Here is a 19,974-nt window from a genome sequence, read left to right on the forward strand (position 1 = left end):
AAGGAGCGCACCGGTGCCGGAGCACCTCACCGCCCCCCTCGTCGTCGAGTTCCCCTTCACCCGCTCCCTCGGCCCCGTGCAGAGCGCCTTCCTCACCGGGCTCCGCGAACGCGTCGTCCTGGGTGTCCGCACCCGCGACGGCCGGGTGCTCGTCCCGCCCGTCGAGTACGACCCCGTCACCGCCGACGAGATCCGCGACCTCGTCGAGGTCGCCCCCACCGGCACCGTCACCACCTGGGCCTGGAACCCCGCGCCCCGCCCCCGCCAGCCCCTGGACCGGCCCTTCGCCTGGGTCCTGGTCCGCCTCGACGGCGCCGACACCGCCCTCCTCCACGCGCTCGACGCGCCGGACGCCGATGCCGTGCGCACCGGTCTGCGGGTCCGCGTCCGCTGGGCCGCCCACCGCGTCGGCGCGATCACCGACATCGCCTGCTTCGAGCCGTACGACGGCCTTCCGGGAACCGCCCACGGCACCCCGCACGACGGCCGGTTCGCCGACCCCGTCACCACGCTGACCGCGCCCGCCCGCCTCGACTACACCCATACGCCCGGCCGCGCCCCGTCCCGCTACCTCGACGGTCTCGCCCGCCGCACCCTCCTCGGCGAACGCTGCCCGTCCTGCCGCACGGTCCAGGTGCCGCCCCGCGGCGCCTGCCCCACCTGCGGCGTCGCCACCACCGAGCGCACCGAGGTCGGTCCTCGCGGCACCGTCACCACCTTCTGCGTCGTCAACATCAAGGCCAAGGCCCTCGACATCGACGTGCCCTACGTCTACGCCCACATCGCCCTCGACGGCGCCGACACCGCCCTCCACGGACGCGTCGGCGGCATCCCGTACGACCAGGTGCGCATGGGCCTGCGCGTCGAGCCCGTCTGGACCGGCGACGGCCGCCACCCCGACCACTACCGCCCCACGGGCGAACCCGACGCCGCCTACGACACCTACCGGAGGCTGCTGTGACCTCCCGCGCCCCCCACGCCCCGGACGCCCCGCGCGAGGTCGCCGTCGTCGCCTTCGCCCGGACCGCCGACACCGGTCCCGCCCCCGGCCTCAACGAGGCCGAGACGCTCCTGCCGGTCCTCCAGGAGGCCCTCGCCCAGGCCGGGCTCCGCCCCGGCGAGGCCGACTTCACCTGCTCCGGCTCCAGCGACTACCTCGCCGGACGTCCCTTCTCCTTCACCCTCACCCTCGACGCCGTCGGCGCCTGGCCGCCCATCGCCGAGTCCCACGTCGAGATGGACGGGGCCTGGGCGCTGTACGAGGCCTGGGTGAAGATCCTCACCGGCCGGGCCGACACCGCCCTCGTCTACGCCCACGGCAAGCCCACCGCGGGAGACCTCCGCGACGTCCTCACCCGCACGCTCGACCCGTACTACCTCGCCCCCCTGTGGCCCGACCCCGCCGCCCTGGCCGCACTCCAGGCCCGCGCCCTGATCGACGCCGGCCTCACCGACGGGACCTTCGGCCGCGGGGAGGCGACCGGCCCCGCCGGCGAGCCCGTCGTCCACCCCCTGCGCGCCGCCGACTGCCCCGCCGTCACCGACGGCGCCGCCGCCGTCGTCCTCGCCGCCGGAGACACCGCCCGCCGCATGTGCGCGCGGCCCGCCTGGATCCGCGGCATCGACCACCGCGCCGAACCCCACGCCCTCGGCCTGCGCGACCTCACCGACTCGCCCTCCACCCGGCTCGCCGCCGAGCGCGCCGGCGCCTTCCGCGCCCCCGCCGACACCGCCGAACTCCACGCCCCCTTCGCCCCGCAGGAGATCGTCCTGCGCCGCGCCCTGCGCCTCGACGACACCGTCGCGATCAACCCCTCCGGCGGTGCCCGCGCCGCCGACCCCGTCATGGCCACCGGCCTCGTCCGCATCGGCGAGGCCGCCGCCCGCATCCACCGCGGCGCCTCCGACCGGGCCCTCGCCCACGCCACCTCCGGGCCGTGCCTCCAGCACAACCTCGTCGCCGTGCTGGAAGGGGACGCCGCATGAGCAGGGAACCCGTCGCCGTCACCGGCATCGGCCAGACCCGTCACGCCGCCGCCCGCCGGGACGTCTCCCTCGCCGGGCTCGTCCGCGAGGCGGCCCTGCGCGCCCTGGAGGACGCCGGACTGACCTGGGCCGACACCGAGGCCGTCGTCATCGGCAAGGCCCCCGACTTCTTCGAGGGCGTCATGACGCCCGAGCTCTACCTCGCCGACGCCCTCGGCGCCGTCGGCAAGCCCCTCCTGCGGGTGCACACCGCGGGCTCCGTCGGCGGCTCCACCGCCCTGGTCGCCGCCGACCTCGTGGCCGCCCGCGTCCACCGCACCGTCCTCGCCGTGGCCTTCGAAAAACAGTCCGAGTCAAACGCCATGTGGGGCCTCTCCCTGCCCGTCCCCTTCCAGCAGCCCCTGCTCGCCGGGGCCGGCGGCTTCTTCGCCCCGCACGTACGCGCCTACATCCGCCGCACCGGAGCACCCCCCACCACCGGCGCCCGCGTCGCCCACAAGGACCGCCGCAACGCCCTCAAGAACCCCTACGCCCACCTCCACGAGCACGACCTCACCCTGGAGAAGGTGCTCGCCTCGCCCATGCTCTGGGACCCCGTCCGCTACTCGGAGACCTGCCCCTCCTCCGACGGTGCCTGCGCCATGGTCCTCACCGACCGCGCCGGCGCGGCCCGCGCCCCCCACCCGCCCGCCTGGGTGCACGGCGGCGCCATGCGCAGCGAGCCCACGCTCTTCCCCGGCAAGGACTTCGTCTCCCCCCGGGCCGGCCGCGACTGCGCCGCAGAGGTCTACCGCCGGGCCGGCATCACCGACCCGCGCCGCGAGATCGACACGGCGGAGCTGTACGTGCCCTTCAGCTGGTACGAGCCGATGTGGCTGGAGAACCTCGGCTTCGCCGGGGAGGGGGAGGGCTGGCGGCTCACCGAGTCCGGCGCGACCGAACTCGACGGCGACCTGCCCGTGAACCCCTCCGGCGGCGTGCTGTCCTCCAACCCCATCGGCGCCTCCGGCATGCTGCGCTTCGCCGAGGCCGCCCTCCAGGTCCGCGGCCTGGCCGGCGCCCACCAGGTCCCCGGCGCGCGCCGGGCGCTGGGCCACGCCTACGGCGGCGGCGCGCAGTTCTTCTCCATGTGGCTGGTGGCCTCCTCGCCCCCCGCCACCTGAGCCGGTACGGGGCCTGTCCGCCGTCGCCCCCGCTCGCTAGGGTGGGCTCGACGACGACCCGGGAGGAGTGCGGACGTGGCGGAGAGCACGACTGAACAACCGGTGGGCGACGCGAAGCCGGAGCTCGATCTGGCCCGGGCCACGTGGCAGTCGAGCGGCGGCGGCCGGCGGGGCAATGTCCAGATCGCCTTCGTCGAGGGCTACATCGCCATGCGCGACCGGCGGGACCCGGACGACGTCCCCGCCGTGATCTTCTCGCCGGGCGAGTGGCGGGCGTTCGTGCTCAGCGCCCGGGACGGCGAGTTCGACCTCACCTAGGGCCCGCGCGCCACCCCCGGCCCTCCCGCCGCGGGCCGTGCCCCGGCCGCGGCACGCCCCGGCTTCCCCGGCGGCACGGCACGCGGACGGGCACGTACGATGTGGGCATGTCCTTCCTCCGCCGCCGCAGCGCCGCCAACCCCACCGGCCCGGACTTCGACGTCCTCGCCATGGACCCCGGCGACTGGCCCGGCGACCTCGGAGCCGGCCTGCTGCCCGCACCCGACGGAAGCTGCCAGGGCGTCTTCCTCCGCTACGACCTGTTCGGCGGCCGCGGCCCCGCGATGATCATCGGCAATATGCCCGAGGGCTCCCCGCACCGCGAGCTGGCCGAGGGACAGATCCCCTTCGAGGTGGCGCAGCTGCTCGTGGCCCTCGGCAACGACGAGCCCGTCGAGGTCGTCGGCACCGAGGACGTGCCGGTCATGCACGAGGACAACCTCCTCATCGTGCGCCGGCTGAAGTGCTCGGAGAGCCGGATCTCCTGCACCCAGTTCGACCGCAGCGACGGCGTCCTGGTGACCATCGCCAGCTGGGACCGGCCGATCACGGACGACCTCTACCAGCTGCTCAAGCCGCTGCCCGCGGAGATGTTCCAGGCGGGCTAGGGCCCAGCCCCGTCCGGTCCGCCCGGCGCGCCCTGGGCGCGCCGGGCTCCCGTCGTACGGGCTACCAGCCCGTGGACCGGACCGTCACGTCGGACGCCTTCACAAAGGCCACCCGGTGCCCGAACTGGATCTCGTAGTAGATCTCCTTGCCGCGCACCAGCCGGTGCCTGCCGGGGTCGTAGTCGGACGCCCAGAAGTACTCGCCCGGCATCCGTCCCCCCGCCACGTACGCCTGCCCGGCGGGCAGCGTGTACGGCAGCGGGGTCAGGGGCTGGACCGGGACGCCCGCCGGATAGGCCTCCTTCTCCGGATAGGCGCGGCCGTAGACCGGGATCTCCTTCAGCCCCGCCCTCGGCGTGACCGTGCGGCCCCGGGCGCCCAGCGCCACCGGCTCCCACCAGGGATTGCGGAACCACGCCTGCTGGCCCAGATACCAGATCGCCGTCCACCCGGCGTGCTCGCCGGCCACCGCGAACTGCTGTCCGGTGGAGGCCCGGGCACCGGTGTCGTTGACGTCCGTCGTCGAGGCGCTGCCGTCGGGCCGCAGACCGATGTCCCGCACCAGCGGGGCGTCGTCGCGGGGGGCCGTGTGCAGCCGGACCGCGCCGGAGCCGTGCGGCTCGCACGGTTCGCCCGGCTTCACGCAGCCCGTGTAGACGGGCTCGTGGTCGTCGTACTCGGGCGCGATGGTGACCATCCGGCTCAACGGGCTCGCCGTGGGGACGAAGGGCTCGTCCAGCAGCTCGAAGTAGTACGCCCAGTCCCAGAACGGGCCGGGGTCGGTGTGCATCCCCCGGATCGAGGCGCCGGTGGCGCCCGGGACGTTGTCGTGACCGATGATGTGCTGCCGGTCGAGCGGGACGTCCAGCTTCTCCGCCAGATGCCGGACGAGCCGGGCGGAGGTGCGGTACATCTCGTCGGTGTACCAGGCGTCGGGCCGGGCCAGGAAGCCCTCGTGCTCGATGCCGACCGACCGGGAGTTCACGTACCAGTTGCCGGCGTGCCAGGCCACGTCCTTGGTCGGCACGTGCTGCGCGATGTGCCCGTCACCGGAGCGGATCGTGTAGTTCCAGGAGACGTACGCCGGGTCCTTGATCAGCTTGATCGTCGTCTCCCACGTCCCCTCGGTGTCGTGGACGACGATGAAGTCGACCTTCTGGGAGTCCGGCCGGTCGGCGACGTCGTGATTGCCGTAGTCCGAGCCCTCCAGCTTCTCGTACGGCGCCGGGATCGACTCGCAGGCCACCGAGGACGGGCACTCCACGCCGGAGGCGTCGAGGGTGCCCAGGCCCAGGCGCCGCACCTGGTCGGTGCGGGGCGCCAGGCCCGGGGTGGCGGGCAGGACGACCTCCTGGCCGGAGTCCGTACGGCGCCGCTGGCCGCGCCGGAGGAGGTCGAAGGCGTCGTCGGCGAAGGTCTTCGCGGTGGCGGTGTCGGTGGCGCCCGCGTAGGCGGCGACCGCTCCGTACCAGTCGGCGGGGTCCTTGCCGGCCGGCAGGCCCAGCCGCTTCTGCTCGTCGGCCAGCAGCGCCGCGCCGCCCCGGATGTTGGCGGCCCGGTCGCGGCGCAGCGACGCGGCGGACAGACCGGTGAGCCCGGCGGCCCGGGGCAGGGTGCGCAGCCGGGGCGGGAGCTCGGCGGGGGCGGGCAGGGCGGGGCGGGCGGCGGCGCGGGGACGGGAGGTGTCGCCGCGGGCGTCCTCGCCGGGATCGCTGTGGTGCTGCCGCCCGGTGTCGGCCAGGGCCGTGGCGGCGTCGGTCAGGTGCATGGGGCCGTAGCCGCCCGTGACGCTGGGGGAGCCGCCGTGGCCGTCCCAGCGCGATTGCAGGTAGGAGACCGCGAGCAGGACCTTCTCCGGGACCTTGTACCGGGCGGCGGCGTCGGCGAACTCCCGCTGAAGGGTGCCCGCGGCGGCCGGCGCCGCCTGCCCGGCGGGGGCGGCCGGCGCGGCGCCGAGCAGCGGCAGCAGCAGTGCGGCGGCCGCGACGGGGACGGCGGCGCGCGCCGCTCGGCGTCTGCTCCTGGTCCCGAGCGGGCCTCGTGCGTCTCTCGCGGGTGCGTTCCGTGGTGACGCTGGTGCGCGTTCTCGCAATGCGGCCTCCTCGGGACGGGCGGTGCCGTGCGGTGGCGTGATGAGGGCGTGGTCGGCCCGGTGACCGAACCTACCAAGAGCGATCGACCCAGCCGACGATCCGTCAATATGACTGCACCGACGGTCATCAGGCTGGTGGTCATCAGCCTGAGCCGGTGCCGCCGCGCACGTCAACGCCCGCGCCGGGGCTTTCCCGGCGCGGGCGTCACGGCACCCCGCACATCACCCGTCCGGACGGGTGCGGGCCGACACGCCGCAAGTCGGCGGCACGGCGTGTCGGTGGCCCGTTCAGCGGGTGCCGACCGCGGCCCGGACCGCTCGGCGGGCCATCGCGCAGTCGTCGTGCAGCCGGCGCAGCAGCAGGCGCTGCTCCTCCCCGGACTCCCCGGCCCCGGCCGCACCGGGTGCGGCGGGCTCGTGCATGGCACGCTGCACGGCCGTCTCGTAGGTCCGGATCTCCTGGGTGAGCACCAGCATCAGATTGACCAGGAAGGCGTCCCGGGACGTGGGTCCCCCGGCCTGCGCGTGCTGGCTGATCTGACGGCGGGCCACCGGGGCGTCGCCGAGGACGGCCCAGAGCGTCGCCAGGTCGTACCCCGGGAGATACCAGCCGGCGTGGTCCCAGTCGACCAGCACCGGGCCGGCCGGCGACAGCAGGACGTTCGACAGCAGCGCGTCGCCGTGGCAGAACTGCCCCTGGACGTGCGCCAGGCCGTGCAACAGCTTCTGCAGGTCGCCCATGTCCCGGTCGGTGAGGAGACCGAGCTCGTGGAAGCGGGCGATGCGCTTGCCGTAGTCCAGCGGCATGTCGAACATCCCGGCGGGTGGCCGCCAGAGATTCACCCGGCAGATCGCGCCGAGCGCCGCCCGGACGTCCGCCCGGGGGAGCGTGTCCACCGGATGCCGCTGGACGGCGGCGGGCCGGCCGGGCATCCGCTCCAGGACCAGGGTGCAGTTCTCCGGGTCGGCGGCGATGAGCCGGGGGACCCGGACCGGGGGGCGATGCCGGACGAACGCCCGATATGTGGCTATTTCATGCCGGAAGCGTTCGGCCCAGGCCGGTGAATGATCGAGTAAACACTTGGCCACGGCCGTGCTCCGACCGGTCGTGCCGACCAGGAGCACCGAGCGTCCACCGCGCCTGAGCACCTGGACGGGGTTGAACTCCGGGCAGATCCGGTGCACCGACGAGATCACCGTGCGCAGCTGGGCGCCCTGAGGGCCGGACAAGTCGATTCTCCCGCTGACCGGTTGGGCGCCGATCCCCGGAGCCCTCCGCGCCCGTCCGGCCCCGAACGCGGCCCCCACAGCGTGGGAGGGGTCGAGGTACGGTCCGCCACCGCCCTGCTGACTGCGGAGCGGCCGGTGCGGAGTGGACACGGAGGTCGATGCTGCATACATGAGCGGAACGGATCCCTTCGTGTCGGCGAATTGCTGCGCTCCCCCGTCCCCCGGACCGTCCGGCACCCTGGGGAATGCCCTCGGGGTCCGGGTGGTCGGGGTTGCGCGTTCCTACATCACACCCACGGACGGGTGGCACACCATGTGGCGCACCCTGGCGAACCCTGGCGAATACTCGCTTGGCCCATGACCGCCCGAGTACGGTCAAGTCAGCCGAGGAACCTGGGGGCTTGACGTGACGAGGGAACCCAACACCCGCCTTGCGGACCTGTTCGGCCTGGCCGGCTGGTCGAAGGGGGAGCTCGCGAGACTTGTGAACCGGCAGGCGGCGGTCATGGGCCACCCGCAGCTGGCGACCGACACCTCGCGGGTGCGGCGCTGGATCGACATGGGGGAGTCCCCCCGGGATCCCGTGCCCAAGGTGCTGGCAGCCCTCTTCACCGAGCGCCTCGGCCGTGTCGTGACCATCGAGGACCTCGGGTTCGGCCGGCGCGGGCGGGCACGCAAGGGGCAGTCCCCGGACGGGCTGCCGTGGCCGCCCGAGCGGACCGCCGCGGTCCTCACCGAATTCACGGGAATGGACCTCATGCTCAACCGACGCGGCCTGGTGGGCGCGGGCGCCGCGCTCGCCGCAGGCTCAGCAATCAGCAGCGCGATGCACGACTGGCTGCACTCCGATCCGGTCCTCGCCTCCGACGCCCCCCGCTTCGACGATCCGCTGCAGGCCCGGTCGACGCACGCCGACCCGGCCGGCTACCACCGCTACGAGGCCGCCCCGGTGGGCTCCCTCGAGATCGACGCGCTGGAGCGCTCGGTCGAGGTCTTCCGCCTCTGGGACGCCTCCCGGGGCGGCGGCCTCCAGCGCAAGGCCGTCGTCGGCCAGCTCAACGAGGTGGGCGGCATGCTCTCGTACCACCATCCCGAGCATCTCCAGCGCAGGCTCTGGGGGGTCGCGGCCAACCTCGCGGTGCTGGCCGGCTGGATGTCGCACGACGTGGGCCTGGAGCCCACCGCGCAGAAGTACTTCGTCATCGCCGCGCACGCGGCCCGCGAGGGCGGCGACCGGCCGCGGGCGGGGGAGGCCCTCTCCCGCGCCGCCCGCCAGATGGTTCACCTCGGCCGCCCCGACGACGCCCTGGACCTGATGAAGCTGGCCAAGTCCGGCGGCGGCTCCGACACCCTGCCGCGCACCCGGGCCATGCTCTGCACCGTCGAGGCCTGGGCGCAGGCGTCCATGGGGCGCGGTCAGGCGATGCGGCGCACCCTGGGCGAGGCGGAGGAGCTCTTCGTCGCGGACAAGGGCGACGTCCCGCCGCCGAGCTGGATGCAGATGTTCGACGAGGCGGACCTCCACGGCATGCAGGCCCTGGCCTACCGCACGCTCGCGGAGCACGACCCCTCCGCCGCGCCCATCGCCCAGCGGCACGCGAAGCGGGCCCTGCAGCTGCGGGGCGACCAGCGCCAGCGCTCCATGATCTTCGACTACATCTCCATGGCATCGGCCTGCTTCATCGGCAACGACCCCGAGCAGGCGGACACGTTCGCCCGCATGGCGCTCAACACCATCGGCGAGACCTCCTCGCACCGCACCTGGGACCGGCTGCGCGAGATGTACCGGCTCACCGGGAAGTACGCGGACTATCCACGGATCGAGGATCTCCGGGAGGACATCCAGCGGGCGCTGCCCAAGGTCCCGGGGCCCAGGCCCGGCCCCGCGGCGGTGTGAGCGGCCGCCGGCCGGTGCGGCCGGCGGTGGACGAAGTCGACGAGGAAGTCGGCGAGGAAGTCGGCGAGGCGGTCGAGGGCGCTACGAGCCGATGCGCGCGACCAGGACGCACGCGTCGTCCTCGCGGTCCTTGGCGCCGAACTCCTCCAGCACGACCCGCAGGCATTCCTGCGCGCTGCCCGCCGCCGCGAAGCGGGGGGCGAGGGTGGTCAGCCGGGCGTCCGACGACGGCCGGGGCATCAGCCCTTCGGTGTGGAGGACCAGCACGTCGCCCGGGAGCAGGGTCTCCGTGGCCTGCTCGTACGCGGCGTCGGCGACGGCCCCGAGCACGATGCCCTGGGGTGGCCGGAGCGCGTGCCCCGACCCGCCGCGGAAGAGCAGCGGGGCGGGGTGACCGGCCTGGGCCCACAGCAGGGTGCCGGTGCCGGGGTCGTAGCGGCAGCAGAGCGCGCTGCCGAGCGCCGGCTGGGCCGAGGCGTCGAGGAGGTGGTTGAGCCAGCCCATGAGGGGAGCGGGCTCGCAGCCGGAGACGGCCATGCCGCGGACGGCGCCGAGCAGCATGGCCATGGTGGACGTGGCCGTCACGCCGTGACCGGTGAGGCCGCCGACGGTCAGCAGCGTCCGCCCGCCGGGCAGCTCCAGGGCGTCGAACCAGTCGCCGCCGATGAGGGTGCTCGTCGCCGAGGGGAGGTAGTGGGCGGCGAGGTCGAGGGCGGCGCCCTCCCGGAGGCCGCCGGGAGAGGCCGCGCCCGCCTGCGGGAACCGCAGGGAGCCGCGCCACGGTGGCAGCACGGCTTCCTGCAGCTCGACCGCGAGCCGGTGCTCGGTCTGCGCGCGGTGGCGGTGGTGGTGCGCGGAGTCACGGGTCTCGCGCACCTCCCGCCGGCAGCGGCGCAGCTCGCTGACGTCCCTGAGCACGGCCCACATGGCGGCCGTGCAGCCGTCGGCGTCGAGCACCGGTTCGCCCATCATGTGCACCGTGCGCGACTCGCCGTCGCCGCGCACGATGCGGAACTCGCCGTCGATCGGCTTCCCCTCCACCAGGCAGTCCGTGACCATGGCGGTCAGGAGGGGGGCGTCCTCCTCCGGCAGCCAGGAGGGGAGCTCGTCGAGGGTGAGCGCGCCGTCCTCGGGGCGGCGGCCGAACAGCTCGAAGAGCTCCGGGGACCAGACGGCCTCGTCGGTGAGGAGGTTCCACTCGGCGCTGCCGGCCCGGCCGGGGGCGCCCGGGGGCTCGTCCGGGGCGGGCCGCTCGGCGGTCAGGACGCCGCCGGGCTCCGGGGCGGCGGCTGTGTCGGCGGTGGTGTCGTCGGGGTTTTCGGCGGGCAGGCCCGCGCGCAGCTGGCCGAGGTGCTCGCCGAGGTCGTCGGCGTGCTGGGCCGCCAGCTCCACCAGGGCGCGCCGCCAGCGCAGCCGGGGGTCGCCGGAGCGCTCGGCGTCCGCCGCCGTCTCGCGCCGGACCGCGTCGATGCCGCCCCTGAGCCGCCGTGTCTGCGTGATCAGCGCGTCGACGGCGCCGAGCTCGGGCGTCTCGGCGGCGGGGCTGTCCGCTGACTGCGGTGACGGCATCACGTACTCCGATACAGGCGGGGCGCGGCCGGCCCGGGGCCCGTGGGCTCCGGCGGGCGGGTGAGTGCGGTAACGACTCTTGCACAGTCGGCGATGACCTGTAAGCGCTTCGGCAATACCCGATACGGTGGTGCTGGCGGCATATGCCAGTGGCGTTAGTGCGACATATCCGACAGCGCTCCGCGGAACGTCCTCTTCCGGGTAAGCTGCGGGCGCTCGGGCCGACCGGGACTCCACCGTTCACCAGGCATGACATCGGTGGACACCGGCAAGAATGGCGTCCGTGAGGAAATCCCGTTGCCAGCCGACTCCCCGCACCGGATGCTGACCCCATGTTCGATCCAGACATAGCGCCCAGCGGCACCCTGCTCGGCCTCCTGCAGCGAGGCCGCGGCGACGGGACCCTGCATGCCCTCGCGGCGCCGCGCGCCGAGGCGCTCGCGGCGCTGAACCACTGCGTGCTCCGCGACCCCCGGCGCGACTGGCAGGTCGAGAACCGCTCGCTCTACTACGCGCGCCTCTACCTGGACCTCGACGGCGGTCTCGACGAGATCGAACAGCACCTCTTCCACCCGGACGACCTGCTCGACACCGCCGAGGAGCGCACCGGCCTGGCCCTCGCCGTCCTCGGTCACCTCGCCTCCTACGGGCGCCCCGAGGCGCTGGGGCTCCTGCGCCGCTACGCCGCCACCGGCACCAGCTGGTCCTGGGCCCTCGACGAGCTGGCCCTGCGCGACGAGGACGCCGGTCTCCTCGCCCTCGGCGAGCTGATCCTCGCCCGCTTCCCGCGCACCCCCGAGGGGGAGGCCGCGCTCGCCGCCGCCGTCCGCGACGCCTTCGAGCCCCGCCCCTGGCGGCTGTGGGCCGACGAGCAGCAGTCCCCCGCCACCGCCGCCCGCGTGCGGGCCGCCCGGGAGCAGGGCTCCTTCGACCGCTGGCAGCGCCAGATGCGGCCGTCCGGGCCCCGGCCCGGCTGGAGCGTGCGCGAGGTCCTGGACTGGGCCCAGCAGGGGCTCGACCAGCACCCCACCCAGCACCGCCACGTCCCCGCCACCCGCTGCCTGACGGCCGTCGCGGGGCCCGAGGACCGCGGCGAGATCATCGAGGCCGCGGCCTTCGGCGCCGAGGCGGCGCGCGCCACCGCCCTGCGCTACCTGGCCGAGCACCACGATCCACAGGCCCTGGACCTCATCGAGACGGCCGCCGCCGACCCCTCCGAGCTCGTCGCGGAGGCCGCGGTCACCGCCTTCGAACGGATGCGCAGCACCGCGGCCCTGGAGCGGGCCCGGGCCTGGCTGACGCGCGACGACGCCCTGGGCTCCGCGGCCGGCGCCATGCTGGCCTGCCGCGGCGGGGAGTACGACTCCCCGCTGGTGCTCGCCGCCCTGCGCCGGACCGTGCGGGCCGCCGGCTGCGACGCGCCCGCCCTGTGGGACCTCGTCGACGGCGCCGGCCGGATGGCGATCGCCTGCGCGGCGCCCGTGCTGCGCCACGTCTACCGCGAGACCGCCTCCTCCCACCTGCGCGGCCGCGCGGCACGCGCCCTCGCCGCGACGGACCCCTCGTTCGCGACGGGATTCGCCGTCGAGTGCCTGTGGGACTGCGAGGAGTCCACCCGCGAGCTCGCGGCGCACCACGCCACGACCGCCGACGCGCGCGTCGTGGAGCAGCTGCGCCGCCTCGCCGCCGATCCGGCCGAGGAGGCCGAGGTCCAGACGGCGGCCGGCAGCCGCTTCGAACCCGGCGCCTCCCTCGGGTAGGAGGCCCACGGCGCGGTCGGACACGGCCTAGGATGCCGGGGTCCTTGATCATCCCGACATCCTCAGGAGCGCCGTGTCCGGCAGCCGTTCCCCGATATCCGCCTCCACCTCGCGCAGGGCGCTGCTCGTCGCGGCCGCCGCGCTGGCCCTGCGGCCCGCGACGGCCGTCGCGGCCGGCTCGCGGGCGCCGTCCGACCCGGTCAGGGTGACCGAGGGACAGGTGGCCGAGGCCGGGCCCGGCCGCCCGATCCTCTACCCCAGCGTGACCAGCTGTCTGACCGTCACCCTCCGCCTGTGCGGCGGCGCCAAGGCCGGCGCCCACGCCAGCCTCTTCCAGGTGCCGGGCGAGCTGCGCTCGGACCGCATCCTGGCCGCGGCGCGGCGCCTGGCCGGGACCCGCCGCGTCACCGCCGTCGAGGTCAGGGGGGCCGTCGGCGCCTGGCACCCGGGCTACTTCACCAAGGCCATCGAGAGCTACGCCGAGGGGGAGCCCGTCCCGTACCCCGAGCACCCCGACCCCGCCGGGCTGGCGCGGGCGGTGGCCGAGGGCCTGGGGCTGTCCCGGGACGTCCGGGTGACGGTCGAGGACGTCCCCGACGGCGACCAGCTCGTCCGCTGAGCGGACGCCTCAACTCCCTTTACGGACGCCTTATATGAGGGTGTGCTTATTAATGGTCGTGTGACGACCAGAGGGACACCGGGGGCACCGTCCCGGGGGCCGCGTTCCGGCCTCCGGGCCCTGCCGGTGTTCCTGGTCGTCCTGGTCGCGCTGGCCCATCTGCTGGCGTGCGCCTCCCACGGCCAGGTCTCGCCCACCGCCGGCCGCGCGTACGCCGTACCGGCGTGCGACCGGCCGGAGCACGGCCACGGCGGCGCGGCGCGGTGCGAGGAACCCGCCGAGGCCGCGGTCGCCACCGGCCGCACGGACCTCGCCGCGCCCGGCCCCGGCGGCCTGCCGACCGCCCCCGCCGCGGCGGCTCCCGTCCCGGAACGGCCCTCGGCCGACGCGCCCTGGACGGCCGCCGGCCGGGGCCTCGATCCCGGCCGGCAACGGTCGGTGCTGGGCGTCTGGCGGACGTAGGACGGCACGCGCCGCGCGGCGTACGACGCGCGCGGCGCCGTGAGCACAGCGGATTCCCCCACCGTCCTCCTTATGACGACGCGGCCCGGCCCGGCCCTCCCGTGCGGAAGGCCGGCCCCGCGGCCGCGGGAGAGCCACGCCATGACGTCTTCCGTCCGCCTGTCCCCGTCCTCGTCCCCCTCCCTCTCTCCCTCCCCGACCTCGCCGTCACCGTGTCCGGCGCCCGTCCCCGTCCCCCTCCCCGTCGCCGACGTCGTACCGCCGGCCGCGCTGACGGCGGCCACCGCCCTGCCCGCCCGCACCCCGGCCGGGCTGGTCGGCGGCACCCCGGTGCTGTGGATCGGCGAGCCCTTCACGGAACCCGGCCGCGGCTTCTGGGCCAAGCTGGAGGGCAGCAACCCCGGCGGCATCAAGGACCGCACCGCCCTCCACATGGTCGCCCGGGCCCGGGAGCGGGGCAGCCTGCTGCCCGGCGCCCCCATCGTGGAGTCCACCTCCGGCACCCTGGGGCTCGGGCTGGCCCTGGCCGGCGTCACCCACGGCCACCCCGTCACCGTCGTCACCGACCCCGGCATGGAGCCCATGATGGCCGGGCTGCTGCGGGCGTACGGCGCCGAGGTGGACATCGTGCGCGACCCGCACCCGGTCGGCGGCTGGCAGCAGGCCCGCCGGGACCGCGTCGGGGAGATCCTGGCCGCCCGCCCCGACGCCTGGTGCCCCGACCAGTACCACAACCCCGACAACGTCACCGCCTACCGCACCCTCGCCCTCGAACTCGTCGCCCAGCTGGGCCGGATCGACGCCCTCGTCGTCAGCGTCGGCACCGGCGGCCACTCGGCGGGCGTCGCCTCCGTGCTGCGCGAGTACTTCCCGGCGCTGCGCGTCGTGGGCGTGGACACCACCGGCTCCACCATCTTCGGCCAGCCCGCCGCGCCCCGGCTGATGCGCGGCCTCGGCAGCAGCATCCACCCGCGCAACGTCGCCTACCCCCTCTTCGACGAGGTGCACTGGGTCGCGGCCCCCGAGGCCGTCTGGGCCGCCCGCGCCCTGGCCAGATCCCGCTGCGCCACGGGCGGCTGGAGCGTGGGGGCGGTCGCCCTGGTCGCCCGGCACCTGGCCGCCACGCTGCCGCCCGAGGCCAGGATCGCCACCGTCTTCCCCGACGGTCCCCAGCGCTACGTCGGCACCGTCTTCGACGACGACTACTGCCGCCGCCACCGGCTGCTCGGCGGCTTACCGGCGCCCGCCCCCGACCGCATCGCCCACCCCGGGGAGCGGGTCGTCACCCGCTGGACCGCCTGCTCGACCGTCGTCGACCCGCTCGCCGCCGGGCCCGGCACGGGCGACCACGCGCCGGCGGGAGCGGCCCGGTGAGCGGGCCGACGACGGGCGGGCCGGTCCCGCTGTGGCGGCACACCCGCTCCTTCCCGCCGGCCGCCCGGCTGCTGATGGTCAACCAGTTCGCCATCAACCTCGCCTTCTACATGCTCATGCCCTATCTCGCCGCCCACCTCGGCGGCGACCTCGGGCTCGCCGCCTGGGCCGTGGGCCTGGTCCTGGGCGTGCGCAACCTCTCCCAGCAGGGCATGTTCCTCGTCGGCGGCGCCCTCGCCGACCGCTACGGCTACAAGGGGCCCATCCTGGCCGGCTGTCTGCTGCGCACGGCCGGGTTCGCCCTCCTGGGCTGGGTGGACGCGCTGCCCGCGCTGATCGTCGCCTCGGCGGCCACGGGCTTCGCGGGCGCGCTGTTCAACCCGTCGGTGCGCGCCTACCTCGCGGCGTCGGCGGGAGAGCGGCGGGTGGCCGCCTTCGCGACGTTCAACGTCTACTACCAGGCCGGGATGCTGCTCGGCCCGCTCGCCGGACTCGCCCTGCTCGCCGTCGACTTCCGGCTGGTGTGCACGGTGGCCGCGGTCGTCTTCGCCGTCCTGACGGCTGTGCAGTGGCGGGCCCTGCCGCACCGCGCGGGCGGGGACGGCGGGGGAGGGCGGCCGGCGGGCGGGGTGCGGGCGCAGTGGCGGGCCGTCGTCGCCAACCGGCCGTTCCTGCTGTTCTCCCTTGCCATGACCGGCGCGTACGTGCTGACCTTCCAGGTCTACCTCGCGCTGCCGCTGGCCGCGGGGGCCGCGCTCGGGAGGGCGGGCACGGAGATCACCACCGGGCTGTTCGTCCTCTCGGCGGCGGTGGCCGTCGCGGGCCAGCTGCGGCTGACCGGCTGGGCCGGCCGTCGCTGGGACCCGGGGCAGGCGCTGGTACGGGGGCTGGCCGTCATGGGCGCGGCCTTCCTGCCGCTCGCGTTCGTGCCCGGCGGCGACGGGACGGCCGCGGCGGTCGCCACCGCGGTGGCGCTGGCGGTGGCCGTGGTGCTGCTGTCGGCCGGCGCCGCGGTGGTCTACCCGTTCGAGATGGACACGGTGGTCAGGCTCTCCGGGGACAGGCTGGTCGCCACCCACTACGGCCTCTACAACACCGTCTCCGGGCTGGGTGTCACGCTCGGCAACCTCGCCGTCGGGGCGCTGTGGGACGTCGCCCTGCGGCACCACGCGCTCGCCCTGGTGTGGTGCGTGCTCGCGGCCACGGGGGCCGGCTGCGCCGGCGCCGTCCACCTCCTGGCCCGTTCCGGGCGACTCGCCGCGCCCGGACTGTGCGAAGCTGTCCCGAACACCCCGATGACCAGGAGGTTTTCATGGCGGAGGAGACAGCGGGAGAGCAGTCGGCGGCAGGCCACGAGGACGATGTGAAGCGTAGGTTCCGCGAGGCGCTGGACCGTAAGCGCGGCAAGGCGGCCGAGGGCGGCGCGGTCGAACGGAACCGCGACGGTTCCAAGATCCACGGCGCCCACGGGAAGGAGGGCGGCCAGCGCTCCTTCCGCCGCAAGAGCGGCTGACCGCCCGAGCGCGGGCCGTACCCGGTGCCCCGGCACCGGGTACGCGCCCTGCCGGGCGCCTCGGCGGGTGTGCCGATAATGGGACCGCCTCGCGACCCCGCGGGGCACCGCATACATCGGAGCACCACACAGGGGGCCGCGCATGAAGAGCGAGAAGCAGCACACCGGACGGTACCGAGGACGCCTGGCCCGGAGGGTCTCCGCCCTCGTGGCCCTGACCCTGGGCGCCGCCCTGCTGGCCACGCCGGCATCGGCCGTGAGCGCGCCGCGGCCGGCGGCCGCGACCGCCGCCCAGGCCGCGGGTGCCACGGCGGCGGGCGCGCCGGCCGCCGCGGGCACGTCCACCGACGGCACCGCCTCGGCGGTCACGGCCGCGTCGCACCACGGGAACGCGGGCCACGTGACGCTGGCGAAGGGCAAGAAGAAGTCGCTCGCCAAGGACAAGGACAAGAAGAAGAAAAAGAAGAAGAGCTTCTTCAAGCGCCTGGGCGTGGCGCTGCTCGTCGCGATGATCCTGGGCACCCTCCTGGTGGTGGCCCTGATCGTCCTGGCGATCTTCCTGATCCGGCGGGCCTTCAAGCGCCGCCGGGGCTGACGCGGGCCGGAAACGCGTTCACCCGGGGGTCCGGCCCCGCCCGGACCCCCGGGTGCCGCCGCGCGGCCCCGTCGCTTCGATCAGCCCATGGCCCTCCGGGACTCCGCGCTCTCGTCCAGTGCGCTGCGGGTGAGGGTCCGGCAGTAGGGCACGTCACCGGTGGGGTCGACGTAGCGGGCGGAGACCCACGTGGTGCGGTCCCGCAGCATGTACCAGAGGGCGTTCCCGGAGACGTCCTGGGCCCTGGCCTTGCAGCGCAGCGCGACCTGGCTGTGGAACTTGAGCACGCCCTTCACGGCCGAGTCGGTGGTCGGGAAGACGCGTTCGTTGATGCCCGAGGAGGCGAGGACCGCGCCGTAGGGCCGTACGGGCGGGATGGCCTGGGCCGGGACGGCGGCGAGCAGAGAACCGCCGAGCGCGGACACCGCCAGCACGGCGGCCGATGCCTTTCTGCAGCGGACGGCGAGCGTACTGAACATGGGGACTCCCTTGATGCGAAGTGGATCACGCAATGTCCCGGTTCCACCTGAAATGTCGCCATAAACACAAATCAAGATGAAGACCCGGAAGGCACTAGCCCCGGAAGGTCAGGACGTGTCCTTGCGTGCCCTGCTGGGCTGGACGCGCTTCGGCTCGCCCTTCATCTTGGGATGCTCCGGCGGGTAGGGCAGATCGCCCAGACCGTGCTCGCGCTCGTCGCGCGCCGCCAGCTCCAGTGCCGCCTCCAGGCCGCCGGGGTGGGCGTCCATGTCGGCGTGCGGGTCACCGGTCTCGGCGAACCTCGCGGGCATGGTGGCCAGGTCGAAGTCCTCGGGGACCGCGTCGGGCACCTCCTCCCAGCGCAGCGGCGCGGAGACCGGCGCGTGGGGGCGGGGGCGCACGGAGTAGGCGCTGGCGATGGTGCGGTCGCGGGCGGTCTGGTTGTAGTCGACGAAGATCTTCGCGCCGCGCTCCTCCTTCCACCACGCCGTCGTGATCCGCTCCGGGGCGCGCCGTTCCAGCTCCCGGGCCACGGCGATGGCGGAGCGCCGTACCTGTACGAAGGTCCACTCCGGCCGGATGGGCACGAAGACGTGGAGGCCGCGCCCGCCGGACGTCTTGGGCCAGCCGTTCAGCCCGAGCCCGTCGAGGACGTCCCGCAGTTCGAGGGCGGCCCGCACCGCGTCGGCGTAGTCCGTGCCCGGCTGCGGGTCGAGGTCGATGCGCAGCTCGTCGGGGTGCTCGGTGTCCTCCCGGCGCACCGGCCAGGGGTGGAAGGTCAGGCAGCCCAGGTTGGCCGCCCAGAGGACGGCGGCCGTCTCGGTGGGGCAGATCTCGTCGGCGTGGCGGCCGCTGGGGAAGGAGATGCGGCCGGTGGGGATCCACTCGGGGAGGTTGGCGGGCGCCCGCTTCTGGAAGAACGACTCGCCCTCCACTCCGTCCGGGTAGCGCTCCAGGGTGGTGGGCCGGTCGCGCAGCGCGCGGAGGATGCCGTCGCCGACGCTCAGGTAGTACCGGGCCACGTCGTACTTGGTGAAGCCGCGCGCGGGGAAGTACACCTTGTCCGGGTTGGAGAGCCGTACCGTGCGCTCGCCGACGGTGAGCTCCCGTGCCTCTGCCATGGATGTCACGCTAGGCCGCCCGGGCGGTCGCCGCCTGTCGGCGGGCGCGGGCCGGGGCGCGCGGGCCCGCTCCGCCCGCAGAATCCGGATCATGGACCTTCCGGTGATGCCGCCCGTGCAGCCCATGCTCGCCAAGCCGGCGGCGGCCATTCCGCCCGGCATGGCGTACGAGGCCAAGTGGGACGGGTTCCGGGCGATCGTCTTCCGGGACGGCGCCGAGCTCGAGCTGGGCAGCCGCACCGGCAAGCCGCTCACCCGCTACTTCCCCGAGCTGGTGGCCGCCCTGCTGGAGCAGCTGCCCGAGCGGTGCGTGGTGGACGGGGAGATCGTCGTGGCGCGCGGCGGCCGCCTGGACTTCGACGCGCTGCTGGAGCGGATCCACCCGGCCGACTCCCGGGTGCGCCGGCTGGCCGCGGAGACCCCGGCGAGCCTGGTCGCCTTCGACCTGCTCGCCCTCGGCGACGAGGCCCTGCTGGAGCGGCCGCAGCGCTCCCGCCGGGAGGCGCTGGAAGAGGCGTTGCGCGGCGTGCGCGACCCGGTTTTCGTCGCGCCCGTCACCCATGACCTGGAGGTGGCGAAGGCGTGGTTCGAGCGGTACGAGGGCGCGGGGCTGGACGGCGTGGTGGCCAAGCCGCCGGAGCTGCCCTACCGGCCGGGCGAGCGGGTCATGGTGAAGGTCAAGCACGAGCGCACCGCCGACTGCGTGGTGGCGGGGCTGCGGCCGCACAAGAGCGGCCCGGTCGTGGGCTCGCTGCTGCTGGGGCTGTACGACGCGGCGGGCCGGCTGCAGCACGTCGGGGTGTGCGCCTCGTTCCCCATGCGCCGCCGCGCGGAGCTGATGACGGAGCTGGAGCCGCTGCGGATGCCGGACGTGACGGGGCATCCGTGGCAGGAGTGGGCCAGCGCCGAGGCCCAGGCGTCCGGCCGGCTGCCGGGCGGTCCCAGCCGCTGGACCGGGGGGAAGGACCTCTCCTGGGTGCCGCTGCGCCCCGAGCGGGTGGTCGAGGTCGCGTACGACCACATGCAGGGCGACCGGTTCCGGCACACCGCGAGGTTCCGCCGCTGGCGCCCGGACCGGACGCCGGAGCAGTGCACGTACGCGCAGCTGGAGGAGCCGGTCGGTTACGACCTGGCGCAGGTTCTGGGCAAGGGTTGAGGCGTCCGGAGCAACGACGCCCCGTGGGTGA

The 19,974-nt window shown here is 74.9% G+C and carries 19 protein-coding genes; 14 read left to right on the top strand and 5 right to left on the bottom strand.

What is annotated here, in order from left to right:
* Positions 1-13 precede the first annotated feature (13 nt).
* From AC07BS_RS07195 to AC07BS_RS07215, 5 genes are all read left to right on the top strand, one after another.
* Complete coding sequence (locus AC07BS_RS07195; protein ID WP_478930755.1) at positions 14-961, top strand: Zn-ribbon domain-containing OB-fold protein; 948 nt, start codon at positions 14-16, stop codon at positions 959-961.
* Positions 958-1,986: a lipid-transfer protein gene (locus tag AC07BS_RS07200; protein WP_478930757.1), complete on the top strand. Its 1,029-nt coding sequence runs from the start codon at positions 958-960 to the stop codon at positions 1,984-1,986. Before AC07BS_RS07195 ends, AC07BS_RS07200 begins: the two co-directional genes overlap by 4 nt.
* Positions 1,983-3,149 (top strand): thiolase domain-containing protein, encoded by a 1,167-nt coding sequence (locus AC07BS_RS07205; RefSeq protein ID WP_478647428.1) that lies wholly within the window; start codon positions 1,983-1,985, stop codon positions 3,147-3,149. The genes AC07BS_RS07200 and AC07BS_RS07205 overlap by 4 nt, the downstream gene beginning before the upstream one ends.
* A 75-nt stretch (positions 3,150-3,224) precedes the next feature.
* Positions 3,225-3,467, top strand: a complete 243-nt coding sequence (locus AC07BS_RS07210; RefSeq protein WP_478930759.1) for a DUF397 domain-containing protein — start codon at positions 3,225-3,227, stop codon at positions 3,465-3,467.
* A 107-nt stretch (positions 3,468-3,574) separates the two neighbouring features.
* Positions 3,575-4,075 (top strand): hypothetical protein, encoded by a 501-nt coding sequence (locus AC07BS_RS07215; RefSeq protein ID WP_478647425.1) that lies wholly within the window; start codon positions 3,575-3,577, stop codon positions 4,073-4,075.
* 61 nt (positions 4,076-4,136) lie between these two features.
* On the opposite strand, the gene AC07BS_RS07220 is transcribed toward AC07BS_RS07215, so the two are convergent.
* Together AC07BS_RS07220 and AC07BS_RS07225 are read right to left on the bottom strand one after the other, a co-directional pair.
* Positions 4,137-6,167, bottom strand: a complete 2,031-nt coding sequence (locus tag AC07BS_RS07220; protein ID WP_478930762.1) for an N-acetylmuramoyl-L-alanine amidase — start codon at positions 6,165-6,167, stop codon at positions 4,137-4,139.
* Between the two features lie 288 nt (positions 6,168-6,455).
* Positions 6,456-7,568: an aminoglycoside phosphotransferase family protein gene (locus AC07BS_RS07225; RefSeq protein ID WP_478647421.1), complete on the bottom strand. Its 1,113-nt coding sequence runs from the start codon at positions 7,566-7,568 to the stop codon at positions 6,456-6,458.
* A gap of 235 nt (positions 7,569-7,803) precedes the next feature.
* On the opposite strand from AC07BS_RS07225, the gene AC07BS_RS07230 reads away from it, so the two are divergent.
* Positions 7,804-9,294, top strand: a complete 1,491-nt coding sequence (locus AC07BS_RS07230; protein WP_478647420.1) for a DNA-binding protein NsdB — start codon at positions 7,804-7,806, stop codon at positions 9,292-9,294.
* 81 nt (positions 9,295-9,375) lie between these two features.
* On the opposite strand, the gene AC07BS_RS07235 is transcribed toward AC07BS_RS07230, so the two are convergent.
* Positions 9,376-10,863, bottom strand: a complete 1,488-nt coding sequence (locus AC07BS_RS07235; RefSeq protein ID WP_478930764.1) for a PP2C family protein-serine/threonine phosphatase — start codon at positions 10,861-10,863, stop codon at positions 9,376-9,378.
* Between the two features lie 332 nt (positions 10,864-11,195).
* Between AC07BS_RS07235 and AC07BS_RS07240 the strand changes: the two genes are divergently transcribed.
* From AC07BS_RS07240 to AC07BS_RS07270, 7 genes are all read left to right on the top strand, one after another.
* Entirely contained in the window at positions 11,196-12,623 is a 1,428-nt protein-coding gene (locus AC07BS_RS07240; protein ID WP_478647418.1) for a HEAT repeat domain-containing protein, read from the top strand.
* 73 nt (positions 12,624-12,696) lie between these two features.
* Positions 12,697-13,242, top strand: a complete 546-nt coding sequence (locus tag AC07BS_RS07245) for a hypothetical protein (RefSeq protein ID WP_478647417.1) — start codon at positions 12,697-12,699, stop codon at positions 13,240-13,242.
* Positions 13,243-13,302: 60 nt separating this feature from the next.
* Positions 13,303-13,704 carry a hypothetical protein gene (locus AC07BS_RS07250; protein WP_478930767.1) on the top strand — a complete coding sequence of 134 codons (402 nt, stop codon included), beginning with the start codon at positions 13,303-13,305 and terminating at the stop codon, positions 13,702-13,704.
* 141 nt (positions 13,705-13,845) lie between these two features.
* Positions 13,846-15,078, top strand: coding sequence for a PLP-dependent cysteine synthase family protein (locus tag AC07BS_RS07255; protein WP_478647414.1), 1,233 nt, complete (start codon positions 13,846-13,848; stop codon positions 15,076-15,078).
* Positions 15,079-15,152: 74 nt separating this feature from the next.
* Positions 15,153-16,445 (top strand): MFS transporter, encoded by a 1,293-nt coding sequence (locus tag AC07BS_RS07260; RefSeq protein WP_478930985.1) that lies wholly within the window; start codon positions 15,153-15,155, stop codon positions 16,443-16,445.
* Entirely contained in the window at positions 16,442-16,591 is a 150-nt protein-coding gene (locus tag AC07BS_RS07265) for a DUF5302 domain-containing protein (protein ID WP_478647413.1), read from the top strand. Before AC07BS_RS07260 ends, AC07BS_RS07265 begins: the two co-directional genes overlap by 4 nt.
* A gap of 142 nt (positions 16,592-16,733) precedes the next feature.
* A complete protein-coding gene (locus tag AC07BS_RS07270) occupies positions 16,734-17,186 on the top strand; it encodes a hypothetical protein (protein WP_478647411.1) in 453 nt (150 codons plus the stop codon).
* A gap of 80 nt (positions 17,187-17,266) precedes the next feature.
* Here the strand turns inward: AC07BS_RS07270 and AC07BS_RS07275 are convergent, their stop codons facing one another.
* Complete coding sequence (locus AC07BS_RS07275) at positions 17,267-17,665, bottom strand: SH3 domain-containing protein (RefSeq protein WP_478647410.1); 399 nt, start codon at positions 17,663-17,665, stop codon at positions 17,267-17,269.
* A 108-nt stretch (positions 17,666-17,773) separates the two neighbouring features.
* Positions 17,774-18,787, bottom strand: coding sequence for a non-homologous end-joining DNA ligase (gene ligD, locus AC07BS_RS07280; protein ID WP_478647409.1), 1,014 nt, complete (start codon positions 18,785-18,787; stop codon positions 17,774-17,776).
* A 91-nt stretch (positions 18,788-18,878) separates the two neighbouring features.
* On the opposite strand from ligD, the gene AC07BS_RS07285 reads away from it, so the two are divergent.
* Positions 18,879-19,943: an ATP-dependent DNA ligase gene (locus tag AC07BS_RS07285; protein ID WP_478647408.1), complete on the top strand. Its 1,065-nt coding sequence runs from the start codon at positions 18,879-18,881 to the stop codon at positions 19,941-19,943.
* Positions 19,944-19,974 lie beyond the last annotated feature (31 nt).

Source organism: Streptomyces sp. NPDC044063 (genome assembly GCF_056434285.1).